This window comes from Vreelandella halophila (assembly GCF_009856365.1).
GTDB classification, from domain to species: Bacteria; Pseudomonadota; Gammaproteobacteria; order Pseudomonadales; family Oleiphilaceae; genus Halospina; species Halospina utahensis_B.
Map to the genome: position 1 here is coordinate 20,356 of NZ_WMEX01000005.1, position 16,051 is coordinate 36,406.

General features: G+C 63.4%; 13 protein-coding genes. 10 read left to right on the forward strand and 3 right to left on the reverse strand.

Going from position 1 to position 16,051, the window contains the following annotated elements:
• Positions 1–43: 43 nt before the first annotated feature.
• Entirely contained in the window at positions 44–2,716 is a 2,673-nt protein-coding gene (gene acnA / locus GLW01_RS09780) for an aconitate hydratase AcnA (RefSeq protein ID WP_160898933.1), read from the forward strand.
• Positions 2,717–2,963: 247 nt separating this feature from the next.
• On the forward strand, positions 2,964–3,287 hold the full coding sequence (locus GLW01_RS09785; RefSeq protein ID WP_160898934.1) for a DUF2288 domain-containing protein: 324 nt from the start codon (positions 2,964–2,966) through the stop codon (positions 3,285–3,287).
• 140 nt (positions 3,288–3,427) lie between these two features.
• Here the strand turns inward: GLW01_RS09785 and GLW01_RS09790 are convergent, their stop codons facing one another.
• A complete protein-coding gene (locus GLW01_RS09790; protein ID WP_151439735.1) occupies positions 3,428–4,249 on the reverse strand; it encodes a TatD family hydrolase in 822 nt (273 codons plus the stop codon).
• A 71-nt stretch (positions 4,250–4,320) separates the two neighbouring features.
• Here GLW01_RS09790 and GLW01_RS09795 point away from each other — a divergent pair, with 71 nt between their 5' ends.
• Both GLW01_RS09795 and GLW01_RS09800 read left to right on the forward strand, forming a co-directional pair.
• A complete protein-coding gene (locus GLW01_RS09795; protein WP_151439736.1) occupies positions 4,321–4,680 on the forward strand; it encodes a DUF6164 family protein in 360 nt (119 codons plus the stop codon).
• 102 nt (positions 4,681–4,782) lie between these two features.
• A complete protein-coding gene (locus GLW01_RS09800) occupies positions 4,783–6,411 on the forward strand; it encodes a methyl-accepting chemotaxis protein (RefSeq protein WP_151439737.1) in 1,629 nt (542 codons plus the stop codon).
• Positions 6,412–6,423: 12 nt separating this feature from the next.
• On the opposite strand, the gene GLW01_RS09805 is transcribed toward GLW01_RS09800, so the two are convergent.
• A complete protein-coding gene (locus tag GLW01_RS09805) occupies positions 6,424–7,026 on the reverse strand; it encodes a methyltransferase family protein (RefSeq protein ID WP_151439738.1) in 603 nt (200 codons plus the stop codon).
• A 157-nt stretch (positions 7,027–7,183) separates the two neighbouring features.
• Here GLW01_RS09805 and GLW01_RS09810 point away from each other — a divergent pair, with 157 nt between their 5' ends.
• Genes GLW01_RS09810 through GLW01_RS09820 form a run of 3 tightly spaced genes read left to right on the forward strand, consistent with a single transcriptional unit; the run spans position 7,184 to position 10,020 of the window.
• Positions 7,184–7,708: a gamma-glutamylcyclotransferase family protein gene (locus tag GLW01_RS09810; RefSeq protein WP_286173263.1), complete on the forward strand. Its 525-nt coding sequence runs from the start codon at positions 7,184–7,186 to the stop codon at positions 7,706–7,708.
• A complete protein-coding gene (locus GLW01_RS09815) occupies positions 7,705–9,228 on the forward strand; it encodes an AbgT family transporter (protein ID WP_160898936.1) in 1,524 nt (507 codons plus the stop codon). Before GLW01_RS09810 ends, GLW01_RS09815 begins: the two co-directional genes overlap by 4 nt.
• Before the next feature lie 21 nt (positions 9,229–9,249).
• A complete protein-coding gene (locus GLW01_RS09820) occupies positions 9,250–10,020 on the forward strand; it encodes an SDR family oxidoreductase (protein WP_160898937.1) in 771 nt (256 codons plus the stop codon).
• Here GLW01_RS09820 and GLW01_RS09825 read toward each other — a convergent pair.
• Positions 9,995–11,977 carry a CASTOR/POLLUX-related putative ion channel gene (locus GLW01_RS09825; protein WP_160898938.1) on the reverse strand — a complete coding sequence of 661 codons (1,983 nt, stop codon included), beginning with the start codon at positions 11,975–11,977 and terminating at the stop codon, positions 9,995–9,997. The two genes, GLW01_RS09820 and GLW01_RS09825, sit on opposite strands and share 26 nt — an antisense overlap.
• 180 nt (positions 11,978–12,157) lie before the next feature.
• Here GLW01_RS09825 and betI point away from each other — a divergent pair, with 180 nt between their 5' ends.
• The 3 genes from betI to betA all read left to right on the forward strand — a co-directional run bounded on the left by betI (position 12,158) and on the right by betA (position 15,980).
• On the forward strand, positions 12,158–12,763 hold the full coding sequence (gene betI / locus GLW01_RS09830; RefSeq protein WP_151439743.1) for a transcriptional regulator BetI: 606 nt from the start codon (positions 12,158–12,160) through the stop codon (positions 12,761–12,763).
• Positions 12,754–14,217: a betaine-aldehyde dehydrogenase gene (betB, locus tag GLW01_RS09835; RefSeq protein WP_160898939.1), complete on the forward strand. Its 1,464-nt coding sequence runs from the start codon at positions 12,754–12,756 to the stop codon at positions 14,215–14,217. The genes betI and betB overlap by 10 nt, the downstream gene beginning before the upstream one ends.
• Positions 14,218–14,294: 77 nt before the next feature.
• The gene (gene betA / locus GLW01_RS09840) at positions 14,295–15,980 is read left to right on the forward strand and encodes a choline dehydrogenase (protein WP_160898940.1); all 1,686 of its coding nucleotides are present in this window, start codon (positions 14,295–14,297) and stop codon (positions 15,978–15,980) included.
• Positions 15,981–16,051: the final 71 nt, after the last annotated feature.

The following is a 16,051-nucleotide window of genomic DNA, read 5'->3' on the forward strand; positions in this document are numbered from 1 at the left end:
GGTATAATCGGCCCGTCGAATAACCCTACATAGGGAGGATGCCATGTCGCCTGTCGATAGTTTCAAGACCGCCCAGACCCTCGAGTCTGGCGGCAAACAGTACCGGTACTACAGCCTGCCGGAAGCCGAGAAGCATCTCGGTGACCTGCAGCAGCTGCCGGTTTCACTCAAGGTTCTGCTCGAGAACATGCTGCGTCACGAAGACAATGAGACCGTGACGAAGGATGATGTCGAAGCCATTGCCGGCTGGCTGAAGAACCGCTCTTCCAGCCGTGAGATCCAGTACCGCCCGGCGCGTGTTCTGATGCAGGACTTCACCGGCGTGCCCGGTGTCGTGGACCTTGCCGCCATGCGTGATGCGGTCAAGAAGGCCGGTGACGATCCCGAGAAGATCAACCCGCTGTCGCCGGTGGACCTGGTTATCGACCACTCAGTGATGGTCGACCAGTACGCCACCTCCGACGCTTTCCGCGCCAACGTCGACATCGAGATGACGCGGAACCGCGAACGTTACGAATTCCTGCGCTGGGGCCAGGAAGCATTCGATAACTTCCGCGTGGTTCCGCCGGGCACCGGCATCTGCCACCAGGTCAACCTGGAGTACCTGGGCAAGGTTGCCTGGACCAAGGAGCAGGACGGCGAGACCCAGGTCTACCCGGATACCCTGGTCGGCACCGACTCCCACACCACCATGATCAACGCCCTGGGCATCCTAGGCTGGGGTGTTGGCGGCATCGAGGCGGAAGCCGTGATGCTGGGTCAGCCGATCTCCATGCTGATCCCGGAAGTGGTCGGTTTCCGTCTGACCGGTTCCATGAAGGAAGGCGTGACCGCGACGGACCTGGTACTGACTGTGACCCAGATGCTGCGCGAGAAGGGCGTGGTTGGTAAGTTCGTCGAATTCTACGGCCCCGGCCTCGACAACCTGCCGCTGGCCGACCGTGCCACCATCTCCAACATGGCACCGGAATACGGCGCGACCTGTGGTTTCTTCCCGGTCGACAACGAGACCCTGAACTACCTCAAGCTCTCCGGCCGCAGCGACGAGCAGATCAAGCTGGTCGAGGACTACAGCAAGGCCCAGGGCATGTGGCGCGATTCCAGCAAGCCCGAGCCCAAGTTCTCCGACTCGCTCGAGCTCGACCTGGGCGACGTCAAGGCCTCCCTGGCCGGCCCCAAGCGGCCCCAGGACCGGGTCGACATGCCGGCCATGAAGAGCACCTTCGAGAAGCTGCTGGATGATGCCGGTGTCCAGGACAAGGACAAGCGCGTGCCGGTCAAGGGCCAGGACTACGACCTCGGCCACGGCGACGTGGTGATCGCGGCGATTACCTCCTGCACCAACACATCCAACCCGAGCGTGCTGATGGCCGCCGGCCTGGTGGCCAAGAAGGCCCGTGAGAAGGGTCTGGACCGCAAGCCCTGGGTCAAGTCCTCTCTGGCACCCGGCTCCAAGGTGGTAACCGACTATCTGGATACCGCCGGTCTGAGCAAGGAGCTGGATGCGCTTGGCTTTAACCTGGTTGGCTACGGTTGCACCACCTGCATCGGTAACTCCGGCCCGCTGATGGACGAAATCGGCGAAGCCATCAACGAAGGCGGCCTGCAGGTCTCCTCCGTGCTCTCCGGTAACCGGAACTTCGAGGGCCGTGTGCATCCGGATGTGAAGGCCAACTGGCTGGCGTCACCGCCCCTGGTTGTGGCCTATGCCCTGGCCGGCACTACCCGTGTCGACCTGGAGAACGAGCCGCTGGGCAACGACCAGAGTGGCAACCCGGTCTACCTGAAGGACATCTGGCCCTCCAATGCGGAGATCGCCCACGAAGTGTCCAAGGTCGACGACGAGATGTTCCGCAAGGAATATGCGGATGTCTTCAAGGGCGACGAAGTCTGGCAGGGCATTCCGTTCAGCAAGGACGAGACGTACCAGTGGGACGACGAGTCCACGTACGTGAAGAACCCGCCGTTCTTCGAGGGCATTGAGAAGCCGCTGCAGCCGCCGAAGGATATCCAGGGTGCGAACATCCTGGCGCTGTTCGGTGACTCCATCACCACGGACCACATCAGCCCGGCCGGCTCGATCAAGCCGGATTCCCCGGCAGGCAAGTACCTGCAGGAGAAGGGCGTGCATCCCAAGAACTTCAACAGCTACGGCTCGCGCCGGGGTAACCATGAAGTGATGATGCGCGGTACCTTCGCCAACGTCCGCATCAAGAACGAGATGCTGGACGGCGTCGAGGGCGGCTTCACCAAGTTCGTGCCCACCGGTGAGCAGATGGCCATGTATGACGCGGCCATGGAGTACCAGAAGCAGGGTACGCCGCTGGTTGTGATTGCCGGCAAGGAGTACGGCACCGGCTCCTCCCGTGACTGGGCCGCCAAGGGCACCCGCCTGCTGGGCGTGGAAGCGGTCGTGGCCGAGAGCTACGAGCGGATCCACCGTTCCAACCTGGTGGGCATGGGCGTTCTGCCGCTGCAGTTCAAGGATGGCGAGAACCGCCAGACTCTGGGCCTGACCGGCGAGGAGAAGATCAGCATCAAGGGTCTGGATGAGAATCTGGAGCCGCGCCAGGTGCTGAAGCTCGTTGCCGAGCGCTCGGACGGCAGCACCACGGAGACCGAGGTGATCTGCCGCGTGGATACCGCCAACGAGATGAACTATTACCTGAGCGGCGGCATCCTGCACTACGTGCTGCGCAACATGATCGCCAAGTGAACTCTGGCGGTTGATGGGTTAGCCTCTTCGGGAGGCTGATCCGCGGAAAACGGGTGGCTTTCGGGCCACCCGTTTTTGTTTCTATTGTCACCAGATTGTTGATTGGTAGCAGGCAGGCGATCGGGGAGGGCTTTCAGGGAATCGCCACGAGTACATCCATGTAGGCTGCTCTTCCGCCATCCCTGGCTCCAGAGCTTCCCTGAAAGCCCTCCCCGATCCCCTGCTTTCGAACGTGTTGGAGACGCTGATGTCCCTTGAAACTGACGGAATTCCTGAAAACGACGACGAACTCCGCGCCAAACTCCACCAGGAGACGGCCCAGATCGGCTGGGTGGAGCTGCAGCGGTTCTACGCCCGCGGCAATGTGGTACGCGTTGCCCCGGGGCAGGATCTGATCGAGGTTGGGTTGTCACTGGTGCGGGATGACAAGGCCCGTTTCCAGCAGTGGATCCAGGATGGGTCCGTGGGTGAGGTTAAGCCGGATGAGGCTCAGGGGTGGCATGATTCGGATGCGACAGTCTGGGCTCTGGTTGTCGCTCCCTGGGTTCTGGTGCAGCCGAATCACCAATAACGCCTGATCGGTAAGGGGAATGGGGGAGTGCTCTCCGGGAAGCTCTGGAGCCAGGGATGGCGGAAGAGCAGCCTACATGGATGTACTCGTGGCGATTCCCGGAGAGCACTCCCCCATTCCCCTTACCAGGCAACGATTTATCAGTTCTGCTGACTGAAGAACACCGCTTCACTGTTCCGGTAAGCCTGCGCCAGGAACTCTTCGACTTCCAGCCCCTTGTGCTGGGCGATGAACTCCCCCACAAACGGCAGGTAGTAAGGCATGTTCTCCTTGCCCCGGTACGGGACCGGCGCCAGATATGGCGAATCTGTCTCCAGCAGGATCCGGTCCGCCGGCGTCAGGTCGATGATCTCACGCACATTCTCCGCCTTCTTGAACGTGCAGATCCCGTTGAACCCGATGTACCAGCCCTGCTCCAGCGCATAGCGTGCCAGCGTCTCACCCGAGGTGTAGCTGTGCACAACGCCCCGCTGCTTCAGTGACCCCTCGAACTCTTTCAGGATCTCCATGGTGTCCTCATCGGCATCGCGCGTGTGGATCACCACCGGCTTGTCCAGATCCGAGGCCATCTGCAGCTGCTTGCGGAAGACCGACTTCTGGGTCTCCGGGTCGCTGAAATCGTAGTGGTAGTCCAGCCCGATCTCACCGATGGCCAGCAGCCGCTTGGGGCTTGCCGCCATGGCCTCCCGGATGAAGGGGTCGAGCCCGTCGTGCCAGTTGTCCGCCTGGTGCGGGTGAATCCCCTGGGTGCCGTAGACGCGCGGGTGGGCGCCCACCAGGTGCTGGACGGTCTCCAGATTGTCCGGCGAGACCGTGATCGTGATCAGTCGCTCGATGTTCACCTGTTCGGCGGCCATGACCACGTCTTCCACCGGCTCTCCCTGGAGATAGTCCAGGTGGCAGTGGGTCTCGATGATCGGATGTTCGAAGACCGGTACGGGACGGCGTTTGTGTTTGCTCATGGGCGCGGAACTCCACCACGGGTGCCTGCTACAATGGACCCACATGATAGCGGAACCGACGAGGTCCTGACATGGGGCATCTGCTCCTCAACCTGCGCAACGTGCCCGAAGATGAATACTTTGAAGTCAAAACGCTTCTTGAGGAGCACGGCATTGCGTATTACGAGACGGAGCCCAGCCGCTGGATGGTGTCCTTCGGAGCCATCTGGCTCGATGACCCATCACGGCTTGAGGAAGCGGAGCAGCTGTTGGCCGACTATCAGGCCGAGCGCGCCGAGCAGGCCCGGTCCGACCATGAAGAGGCGCTCGCCCGTGGGGAAGCCGAGACACCCGCCCAGCGATACCGGCACAATCCCCTTGCCTTCATTGGTGCCCTGATCGGAATTGGCGTGATCCTCTACCTGGCGTTGATGCCCTTTCTGACCCTCTAGCCCGCAGGGGCAGCTCATCCGAAAGTATAAGGGCATCCGTGCTGGCTATAATCTAACCTCTCCTGAGACCTTGAATAATAAGACAGACAAAGGGTGGCTGGTATGGGGGCGCTTCAGAAACAGGTAGTACTACGGGCCTGTGCCGGTATGGGCGGGAGTCTCCTGGTTGCGGTGGCATGCAGTTGGTTGCCTGTCCCGGAGCTGTACCGTTTTCTTCTGGCGGGGGCTCTGGGGGCAATCGCCGCAATCCTGCCCCTGATGGCACTGCTGCAGCGTGTGCAGGGGGAGGCGCACGCGGACGCCCAGGCGGAACACCCTCTGTTGCAGGCGCTCATGCCCTCCATTTTCCGCAAGGCACGGACCGGTGAAGCACTGGAGCAGACGCTGGTGGAAGGCGCTGACGCCAATGCCGTCTCGGCCGCCCAGGTTTCCTATGCCGCGGACCGCCTGCGCAGTCGTCTCGATCGTCAGGTGGAAAACACCAACCACATGACGGACTACGCCGGGCGGATCATGGAAACCATCCGCCAGTCCGCGGAGCAGGCGTCGGAGGCGGCGTCCGCCGCCAGCCAGGCCAGCGAGGTCAGTGATCAGGGGCAGACCGCGTTGAGGGAAGCCATCGAGCAGGTCCGGCGGGTGCACGAGCAGTCCTCGGAGACGGTATCGCTGATCCAGGCGCTGAACGACAAATCCGAAACCATCCAGAATGTGACCTCGGTGATCGAGGGCATCGCCGAGCAGACCAACCTGCTCGCACTCAATGCCGCCATCGAGGCAGCCCGGGCCGGTGAGCAGGGTCGCGGTTTTGCGGTGGTGGCGGATGAGGTGCGCCAGCTTGCCGGCCGTACCTCGGAGGCGACCAAAGAGGCGTCCAGCACACTGGAATCCATACAGCAGGACACCGGCCACATTGTTACCCGGGTCAAGGAGCTGGCCACCAGTGTCGAGAATGGCCTTGATTCGGTAGAGGCCGTTGGCCACCAGCTGGATGAGATCAATACTGGCTCAAGGAAGGTGGAGGAACAGGTGCGGTGGATTGCCGAGGGCGACCAGCACAACGAGGAGAGCCTGGGGCAGATGTTCGGCTCCATCGAGAGCCTGCGTGATGAGATGCGCGACAGCGATGAGGCCGTTGCCGAGCTGGCGCAGCAGGCTTCAAGGCTGATGGAGCTGGCAGAGCAGACCAACGCTGAGTTCGCGCTGTACAGCAGCGAAAGCTACCATCGCCGCTTCTACGAAGCGGCAAGGACCGGGGCGGCGGAGATTGCGCGTTGTTTTGAGCAGGCCCTTGAGCGTGGCGAGCTGACCCGGGAACAGCTGTTCAGCAAAGAGCGCACCCCGATCCCGGGCACCGACCCGCAGAAGTACCACAGCCCCTTCGATGCCTTTACGGATAGGCATCTTCCCGCCATTCAGGAGCCCGTGGTTGAGTCGCTGGAGCCCATTGTCTTCGCGATCACCGCCGCGCCGGATGGCTATGTGCCCACCCACAACAATGTCTTTGCCCATGAGCCGACCGGGGATCCCCAGGTGGATCTGGTGAAGAGCCGCAGCAAACGCCTCTTCAATGACCGCACCGGGGCCCGCTGTGGCAGCCATACCCGCGACATGCTGCTGCAGACCTACCGGCGGGATACCGGGGAGATCATGCACGATCTGTCAGTGCCCATCTATGTGAACGGTACCCACTGGGGTGGCTTCCGGCTGGGCTACCGCCCGGCGCAGCACTGAGCGCGGGGCGCTTCAGAACCAGCGCGGGACGCGCTCCCGGTACTGGCGGTAATCCGCACCAAGCAACGTGTTCAGACTCGTCTCCTCGGCCAGGGCCTGACGTCTCAGGACCGCGACGCCAACCACCAGGCACACCAGCGAGAACAGGCTGGGCAGTGCCAGGAAGAAGCCGAGCTGTCCCAGCATGATGATCAGGAACATGGGGTTACGGCTCCGGGACCAGGGCCCGGTGGTGAGCAGTTTCGGCGGGTTTTCAGTATCAATCCCGGAGCGCCAGTCCTCGTGCATGTAGGCCTGCAGGTAGTTGATGCCCGTGAAGGCCGCACACAGAAGAACCACGCCCGACAACAGTACCGGCGCGCTGTAGAGTGGCTCGATGATGCCCAGCCAGGGATCCACCGGAAGTCCGATGCGGAGAACACTGATCAGCAGGATAGCGGCCCTGAAGACATTGAATATGTGGCGGTTCCACCAGGGGCGTGAGCCCACGTGACCATAATGGATATGGGAGTGGCGGGTACGCGCGCTCAGCCCCAGTGTCCGCCCGGTGAAGAACAGGCCGATCAACAGGAAATAGGTGGCGACAAAACATCGGGTGAACAGTTCTGCGCTCATGGAGCGAGCGTCTCCGGTCCGGTTTATGTCTCATTCTAGCCGGAAAAGACGCTATGGTTCAGCCGGCTCCTATAGGATCTTCCAATTCCATGTATTGCCCGGGGCGGGTAACCGTGGCAGTTTCGGGCACTGCACGTCTTCGGGAGAGGTTCCATCAATGCTCTGTTTTGCCTATGGCTCGAACATGTCCATTCGCCGCCTCCAGGCCCGGGTCCCGGAATCCCGTTTCCTGACGGTTGGCTGGTTGCACCGTCACCGTCTGGTCTTCCACAAGCGCAGCCGCGAAGACCATTCGGCCAAATGCGATGCCTTGCATACTGGCGATCCGGGTGACTGGGTCCTGGGGGTGGTCTATGACATCCCGGATCGCGAGAAACCGATCCTGGACCGGATTGAGGGGCTGGGGAATGGCTATGAGGAGGCGTTGATCCGGCCCCGGACCCCGGAAGGGGACTCCCTGGAGGCGGGGATGTACGCCGCCACGGATGTGGACGCCTCGCTGACACCCTACAGCTGGTACCGGGCGCACGTGCTGATCGGGGCCCGGGAGAATGCATTCCCGGCCGATTATGTTGATCGCATCCTGCGGACACCAGCGCAGCACGATCCGGATTTCGCACGCCACCAGAACGAACTGGCCATCTATCCGGAGGATGTTCTGCCGCATGGGGCCGTGACATGAAACCCGCGATTTCTTCAACCCGTTGGCTGGATCGGATCGAGCGGGCGGGCAATGCCCTGCCGCATCCGGTCACCCTGTTCGCCATGGCCCTGGGTCTGGTCATGGTGCTCTCCCAGGTGGCCGCCTGGGCGGGCTGGTCCGTGCGTAAGCCCGCGGGCGCGGCCGGCGAGGGCGAACTGGTGCAGGCCCGAGGATTGCTTGAGAGTGATGGCCTCTGGTGGCTGCTCTCGCACCTGGTGGACAATTTCATGCAGTTCCCGCCCCTGGGGCTGGTGCTGGTGGCCATGCTGGGGATTGGCGTGGCGGAGCGCTCCGGCCTTCTGCCAGCGCTGCTTGCCCGGCTGCTGAGGCTGACGCCCAGAGCGCTGCTGGCGCCTATGGTCGTCCTGCTGGGGATTCTGTCTTCGGTCACCCTGGATGCGGGCTACGTGGTGCTGCCGCCGCTGGCGGCGATCCTGTTCCACGCGGCGGGACGCTCGCCCCTGGCCGGGCTGGCAGCGGCCTTTGCCGGGGTCTCCGCCGGGTTCAGTGCGAACCTTGTGATCACGGCCCTGGATCCATTGCTGGCGGGGCTGACTGAGGCGGGGGCGCGCATACTGGACCCCGATTACGCGGTTGCGGTCACGGCCAACTGGTGGCTGATGATTGTCTCCACCCTGGTGCTGGCACTGCTCGGGTGGTGGGTCACCGCCCGGGTTGTGGAACCAAGGCAGGCCGGCGTTGAGCTTGCCGGGGCGCATGTGAGCCGGGCGGATGACGATGTGGGTGCAGACCCCGGGCGCGGGCTGCGCCATGCCGGGTTTATATTCGGGGTTACCCTGGCCCTGGTGCTGGCCGCGGTGCTGGTTCCCGGGGCGCCACTCCACGGCGAGGGTGAGAACTTCGCCCGCTGGGTCGAGGCCATGGTCCCCCTGCTGCTGATCCTGTTCCTGCTGCCCGGCCTGGCCTACGGGTTCGCGGCCGGCACCCTGAACAGCAACCACGACGTGGCGCAAATGCTGTCGGCCACCATTGCCGCACTGGCGCCCTATATTGTGCTGGCGTTTGTCGCGGCCCAGTTCATCGAGGCTTTCAACTACAGCCAGCTCGGGCTGCTGCTGGCCATCACCGGTGGCCAGTGGCTGGCCTCTCTGGCTGTACCCGCGCCGGTGCTGGCGGTCGGCTTCATCCTGATCGCCATGCTGGCCAACCTGTTCATCGGTTCCGCTTCCGCCAAGTATGCCTTCCTGGCACCGGTGTTCGTGCCCATGTTGATGCAGGCGGGCCTGAGCCCGGAACTGACCCAGGCGGCCTACCGCATCGGGGATTCGGTGACCAACATCATCACGCCCCTCAATCCCTACTGGGTCATTGTCCTTGCCTTTGTGCAGCGATGGCGGCCCGAGGCAGGCATCGGCACCCTGATGGCGCTGATGCTGCCCTACGCGATCGCCTTTGCCGTGGTATGGCCGTTATTACTGGCGGTCTGGGTCGCTCTGGGCATTCCGCCGGGCCCGGGGGCCCCGGTTATACTCGGCTGACGCTGACACAGGGAGAGAACCATGAAGACGATCTTCATCACCGGGGCAGCCGCTGGCATCGGCCGTGCCACGGCCCAGCTGTTTGCCGGGAAAGGCTGGTTCGTGGGAGCCGCGGATCGGGACGAGGCGGCATTGCGGACCCTTCAGGAGGGACTGGGTGAGGCCAACTGCAGTGTCCACGTCATGGATGTGACGGATGCCGCGTCGGTACGCCAGGCACTCGCGGGGTTCGCCGCGCGCACCGAGGGCCAGCTGGATGTACTGCACAACAACGCCGGCATTCTGCGGGTCGGGCGCTTCGAGGCGATTCCGCTGGAGGACCACAGGGCCCAGGTGGACGTGAATCTGACCGGGCTGCTGAACGTCCTCCATACCGCGTTCCCCTGGCTCCGTGATACGCCCGGCGCCCAGGTGGTGAATATGAGTTCGGCCTCTGCGATCCATGGCACGCCGGACTTCGCGTCCTATTCCGCCACCAAGCATGCGGTGCGCGCCATGACCGAGGCGCTGGACATTGAATGGCAGGAGTACGACATCCGTGTTTGTGACCTGATGCCGCCTTTCGTCGCCACGGGGATGGTGAACGCCAACCGGGCCGGATCCGATATGTTCGACGGTATGGGGGTGAATCTGGGCGCGGAGGATGTGGCCGCGCAGGTGTGGGCCGTAATCCGGGGCGGGCGCGGTGTGCACCACCCGGTTTCCTTCCCGATGAAAGGGCTCTGGTCCACCTCCGGGGCCATGCCTACCGCAGTCACGCGCCGCATCATGAAACGGCTCTGGGGGCGCTGAGGGGGCAGTGCCTTTCCGGCTCGCGCCCCAGCACCACCAGTTGGTCCCCCGCTGACAGGTTCAGGGGCTCTCCGGGATCCGGGTTGAGGGTCAGGTGGCGCCCTTCCGGGGTTGGTTGCGCCCGGTGGATGCCAAGGGCGGTTTCGCCGCTGGTGGCAACCGACTGTGCCGCCGCCCGGAAGTCCGTGTCGGCTGCCAGAAGCTCTGCGGGAAGCGCACGGAAGCCGATCTCGGCACCGCCCTGGGTGAAGAGTTCGTCATACACCAGGCGAAGCTCCCGGCGGAGGGCGACCTGGGCCAGCAGGTGGCTGAGCATAACGGGGCTGAGGAAGATCTCACTGTTCCGCGCCAGAAGCAGGGCCTCATTGTGCGGGTCAGTGAGTTCCAGCAGGATCTGCGGCCACGTCCCCGCCTGCTGAAGGTGATCCTGGAGCTGCAGGTAGCCCACCATGGCCCGGGCGTCCGCTTCTTCGTTGCTGCCCATGCGGTCACTGGTCAGCAGCATGACGGTGTCATAGCGTTCGGGGGCCAGTCGGGCAATCTCACCCTCCATCAGGAAGTCCGTCTTCACGTGCTGGCAGCCGACGCGTCCAGGCTCGGGCACATAGCCGTTGATCATGTTCTGGCGGTCTTCCACGGGCCAGAACGAGGCCACTGTGACGTCCGCCGTTTCGCCCGGGTAACTGTCCAGTTCCTGCAGCAGTGCCGGCACCCTGTGGTTCCAGCCCAGGATTAGGATACGCCGGTGACGGGAGGGTGGCCTCTCCCCCTCATTGCGCGGCCGGCGATGCAGTGGCTCCAGGGTCTGCCCGCGTGCCGGATTGGTATCCTCGAACCGTCGTGCCAGCAGGATGAGCCCGTCACCCTTGCGCAGGCGTTGTTCGGACGGCGCATTCATATGGACCACCCACCCACTTCCCGCTCGCTCAAGCACGCCCAGTACAATCGCGCTGGGCCGCCGGCTGTCGAGGCTGGCCAGGGGCTCGCCAGCCCACTCATCCTGGAACCGGATGTAGAGTTCATTGCCATCGGGCAGGATCATCATCTCCTGGAAGACCTCGGCCAGACCCGGATGACGCAGTGTCTGGACCATGAAACGGCTGAGCGTGGCGTCCCCGGCCACCAGTTCCAGGTCCCCGCCAAAGGCGCTGTGCAGGATGCGTTCGCGGCGCGGGTCCTGCAGTTCCGCCACCACATAGGGTAGGGGCCGGCGCTGGTCCTTGGCCTGGGCTGCGATGGTGAGAAGGATCTTGATGGTCTCGGTATCCGCGTTAAGAAGGCTGTTCGTGGCCTGGGTACTGCCGGGAATGATGACCGCGGCCGCATCCAGGCAGGCCACACGACGCAGGGCCTCGGACTGGAGCGGGTCACCGGAGCGCAGGATGACCTGTCGGGCACGGCGGCCGACGCCGCTCTCGCTGCGCAGTTGGTGCTCCCGGCTGGCGGAGACTTCCTCGGCCAGCGCCACCAGTCGCAGGCGCTTGGTGTCATTGCGGTGCAGGAACAGCCGCATCCGGCCGGTGGTGCTGAGCAGTTTGGTGATCAGGGGCAGGGTGCGGCTGGTCCAGCCCAGCACCGCAATGTGGTGCTTCAGCGAGACCGGCGTGAGCCCGCGTTCCAGATTGGTCATGGCGCTGATCAGCCACCGGGTCATGATGGCCACCAGGGTGCCCATGAACACCACATAGCCGCTGATGGTCAGCAGCGTGGCAACCACCCGCCGCCAGCTGCCCTGGTCATCGCCCAGATACCCCGGGTCCGTCAGCCGCAGGAACGCCCACCAGAGTGCTTCACCCAGGTCCGAGAAGGCTCCCTCCAGTGGCAGCACCAGCAGACCACCGATCAGCGAGATCAGGGCAATGAGCAGCCCGACCACCATCAGCTGGAAAAATGCGCCGCGGATGAGCTGGCGTTCAAGGAAGAACTTGAGCCGGTCTATGAATCGGAGCGGGGTCATGGACCTCCCGGTGGCGTCGCGTGCTGTCGCCAGTGTAGCGGAAATCCGAAAATGCATCCTGTCGGCAGGCTACTGATCTGAAAGGTTTCTGTGGTTGGGTTACCATCAACCTATCACGCGCCTGTTGATCAATGGCGATCAGCAGGCTATCCTTATTTTAATTGAACGGTTAATCAACTTATGCCCAAGGTCGGAGTACAGGAAGAACGCAGGCGCCAGCTCATTGAAGCCACCCTTGAAGTGGTGGGTGAGCTGGGGCTCCAGAGCGCCACCATTGGCGCCATCAGTCGCACCGCCGGGATGTCGTCCGGCCTGATCAGCCATTACTTCGGCGGCAAGCAGGCACTGATCGAGGCCACGCTGCGCCAGCTGCTTGAGGAGCTTAAGCTCGCGCTGCTGGAGCACACCCAGGCCGGAACACTCACGCCGCAGCAGCGGCTGGTGGCGATCGTGGAAGCCAACTTCAGTGACTTCCAGCGGTCCACGGCCACCACCCGCACCTGGCTCAGTTTCTGGGCGCGGGCGATGCACGAACCGGGGCTGGCGCGCCTGCAGCACATCAACAACCGCCGTCTCTACAGCAACCTCTGCTATTCATTCCGGCAGCTGTTGCCGGCAGAGGCGGCCCGGAGCGCCGCGAAGCAGACCGCCGCACTGATCGACGGGTTCTGGCTGCGCAGCGCTCTCTGGCCCGACCAGGAAGAGGGCTTCCGCGAGAGCGAGGCGCTCTGCCGGGCGTTCATCAACGACACACTGACACAGCACGGAGTCGAACCATGCCACTGACCCGCTACCAGAACTTTGTGGCCGGCCAACCCATGGCCAACAGCACGGGCGAAACCTTTGAAGTGGTGAACCCGGGCACTGGCGAGGTGATCTATGAAGTGGAGGTGGCGGACGAAAGCGTGCGCCAGGCCGCACTGGAAAGCGCCCGCGAAGGCTTTGCTACCTGGTCCGCCATGACCGGCATGGAGCGGGCACGCATCCTCAACCGGGCCGTGGCGATGCTACGCGAACGCAATGACGAACTGGCAAAGGTGGAAGTGCTCGACACCGGCAAGCCCTGGCAGGAAGCCAGTGAGGTGGACGTGAACACCGGCGCGGACTCCCTGGAGTTCTACGCGGGGCTGGCTCCGGCGCTGGAAGGCAATCAGCAGGACCTGGGCGGCGACTTCTACTACACCCGGCGCGAGCCCCTGGGTGTGTGCGCCGGCATCGGGGCCTGGAACTACCCGCTGCAGATCGCCTGCTGGAAGTCCGCACCGGCTCTGGCCTGCGGCAACAGCATGATCTTCAAGCCCTCCGAGGAAACCCCGCTGGGCGCCCTCAAGCTCGCGGAAATCCTCATGGAGGCGGGCATGCCGGCCGGTGTATTCAACGTCGTCCAGGGCGCGGGCGAAGTCGGCAGCTGGCTGAGCCACGAGCCGGGTATCGACAAGGTCTCCATTACCGGCGAGGTGGGCACTGGCAAGAAGGTCATGGCCGGCGCCGCCACCACGCTCAAGGAAGTCACCATGGAGCTGGGCGGCAAGTCGCCGCTGATCATCTTCGATGACGCGGAAATCGATAATGCCGTCTCCGCCGCCATGCTGGCGAACTTCTACACCCAGGGCGAGATCTGCACCAACGGCACCCGGGTGTTCGTGCACGAGGACCTGTACCCGACCTTCATCGAGAAGGTGCTGGAGCGTACCCGCAACAACATCATTGCCGGTGACACGCTGAACCCGGAGACCAACTTTGGCGCTCTGATCTCCGCGAAGCACCGGGACCTGGTCATGGACTATATCCGCAAGGGCGTGGAAGAGGGCGCGACCCTGGCCTGCGGTGGTGAGGAGCTCTCACCCCAGGGTGTTGAAGGCGGCTATTTCGTGGCTCCGACCGTGTTCACGGGCTGCACCGATGACATGACGATCGTGAAGGAAGAGATTTTCGGCCCGGTCATGAGCGTCCTGACGTTCCGCGACGAAGACGACGTCATCCGCCGTGCCAACAATACCCAGTATGGCCTGGCCGCCGGTGTCTTCACCCGCGACATCAAACGCGCGCACCGGGTGATCCACCAGATCCAGGCCGGCATCTGCTGGATCAACGCCTACAACGAATCACCCTCGGAGATGCCGGTGGGCGGCTACAAGCAGTCCGGCATCGGCCGCGAGAACGGCGCGGCGACCATTAACCACTACACCCAGCTCAAATCCGTTTACGTCGGAATGGGTGATATTGAAGCACCGTTCTGAACCGGCGCCTGCTGACTCTGTAGCAGGCGAGGGCGGGGATCCCCGCCCTCGCCCGTTGGCATCTTGGAGTGGATCCTATGAGTAAACACCAATACGACACCATCATCGTCGGTGCCGGCTCAGCCGGCTGTGTGCTGGCGAACCGGCTCACAGAGGACCCGCACCACCGGGTCCTGCTGCTGGAGACCGGCGGCAGCGACCGCAGCATCTTCATCCAGATGCCCACGGCGCTGTCCATTCCCATGAACACAAAGAAGTTCGCCTGGCAGTTCCACACCGAACCTGAGCCCTACCTGGATAATCGCCGCATGCACTGCCCGCGGGGCAAGGTTTTGGGTGGCTCCTCCTCCATCAACGGCATGGTCTACGTGCGTGGTCACGCGAAGGACTTCGACGAGTGGGAGGCGCATGGTGCCGAGGGCTGGAACTACCAGAACTGTCTGCCTTACTTCAAAAAGGCCGAAACCTGGGTCTTTGGCGGGGACATGTACCGTGGTGATGCCGGCCCCGTGGGGACCTCCAACGGCAACAACATGAAGAATCCCCTGTACCAGGCCTTCATTGATGCCGGGGAACAGGCTGGCTACCCCGTAACCCGGGATTACAACGGGCACCAGCAGGAAGGCTTCGGGCCCATGCACATGACCGTGAAGAATGGCGTGCGCTCCTCCACCTCGAACGCTTACCTGCGGCCAGTGATGAAGCGCCCGAATCTCACCGTGCTGACAGGCGCACTGGTGCACAAAGTGCTGCTCAAAGGCAAACAGGCCGTGGGCGTGCGCTACGAGCGTGGCGGTAAGGTGCAGGATGTGAAGGCCAACAGCGAGGTCATCCTGTCTGCGGGCTCCATTGGTTCGCCGCATATTCTGCAGCTTTCCGGCATCGGTAACCCGGATGTGCTCAACAAGGCGGGTATCGAGGTGAATCACGCGTTGCCTGGCGTGGGGTCGAACCTCCAGGACCATCTTGAGTTCTACTTCCAGTTCCGCTGTAAGCAGCCGACCTCCCTCAACAGCAAACTCAACCCGCTGAGTAAGGCGTTGATCGGCGCGCGCTGGATCCTGAACAAGGATGGCCTGGGTGCCACCAACCACTTCGAGTCCTGCGCCTTCATCCGCTCGAAAGCAGGCGTCGAATGGCCGGACCTGCAGTACCACTTCCTGCCGGCGGCCATGCGCTACGACGGCAAGGAGGCGTTCGCCGGCCACGGTTTCCAGGTGCATGTGGGCCACAACAAACCGAAGAGCCGTGGCCACGTGCATGTGCGTTCCGCGGATCCGAAGGCCGCACCGGAGATTCTGTTCAACTACCTCCAGCATGAGGACGACCGGGAGGGCTTCCGGGACTGCGTGCGGCTGACCCGGGAGATCATCAATCAGCCGGCCATGGATGACTATCGCGACGAAGAGATCCAGCCAGGGACCGATGTCACTTCGGACGAAGCCATCGATGCTTTCGTGCGCCAGGCCGTGGAAAGCGCCTACCACCCATCCTGCACCTGCCCCATGGGCACGGACGCGCAGACGGTGGTCGACCCGGAAACCCGGGTGCACGGCATCAGTGGCCTGCGCGTTGTTGATTCCTCCGTTTTTCCAACCATCCCCAACGGCAACCTCAACGGGCCGACCATCATGGTGGCTGAGCGGGCCGCGGACCTGATCCGTGGGCGTCAGCCCGAGGCGCCGCTGGATGCGCCGGTGGGGATGGACGAGCACTGGCGTGTGCGCCAACGGGCCGGAGAGCCCGAGCGCGTGCTCCGCTAAGCACCTCTCCTCTCCAGTGTTGACAGCGCTGATACGGGTCGCCTGTAAACGGCTCCAGGCGGCCCGGGAGG

Bases quoted from the DNA above. Each gene is read 5' to 3' on its own strand.
- acnA (WP_160898933.1), top strand. From the start codon at position 44: ATGTCGCCTGTCGATAGTTTCAAGACCGCCCAGACCCTCGAGTCTGGC.
- GLW01_RS09785 (WP_160898934.1), top strand. From the start codon at position 2,964: ATGTCCCTTGAAACTGACGGAATTCCTGAAAACGACGACGAACTCCGC.
- GLW01_RS09790 (WP_151439735.1), bottom strand. From the start codon at position 4,249: ATGAGCAAACACAAACGCCGTCCCGTACCGGTCTTCGAACATCCGATC.
- GLW01_RS09795 (WP_151439736.1), top strand. From the start codon at position 4,321: ATGGGGCATCTGCTCCTCAACCTGCGCAACGTGCCCGAAGATGAATAC.
- GLW01_RS09800 (WP_151439737.1), top strand. From the start codon at position 4,783: ATGGGGGCGCTTCAGAAACAGGTAGTACTACGGGCCTGTGCCGGTATG.
- GLW01_RS09805 (WP_151439738.1), bottom strand. From the start codon at position 7,026: ATGAGCGCAGAACTGTTCACCCGATGTTTTGTCGCCACCTATTTCCTG.
- GLW01_RS09810 (WP_286173263.1), top strand. From the start codon at position 7,184: ATGCTCTGTTTTGCCTATGGCTCGAACATGTCCATTCGCCGCCTCCAG.
- GLW01_RS09815 (WP_160898936.1), top strand. From the start codon at position 7,705: ATGAAACCCGCGATTTCTTCAACCCGTTGGCTGGATCGGATCGAGCGG.
- GLW01_RS09820 (WP_160898937.1), top strand. From the start codon at position 9,250: ATGAAGACGATCTTCATCACCGGGGCAGCCGCTGGCATCGGCCGTGCC.
- GLW01_RS09825 (WP_160898938.1), bottom strand. From the start codon at position 11,977: ATGACCCCGCTCCGATTCATAGACCGGCTCAAGTTCTTCCTTGAACGC.
- betI (WP_151439743.1), top strand. From the start codon at position 12,158: ATGCCCAAGGTCGGAGTACAGGAAGAACGCAGGCGCCAGCTCATTGAA.
- betB (WP_160898939.1), top strand. From the start codon at position 12,754: ATGCCACTGACCCGCTACCAGAACTTTGTGGCCGGCCAACCCATGGCC.
- betA (WP_160898940.1), top strand. From the start codon at position 14,295: ATGAGTAAACACCAATACGACACCATCATCGTCGGTGCCGGCTCAGCC.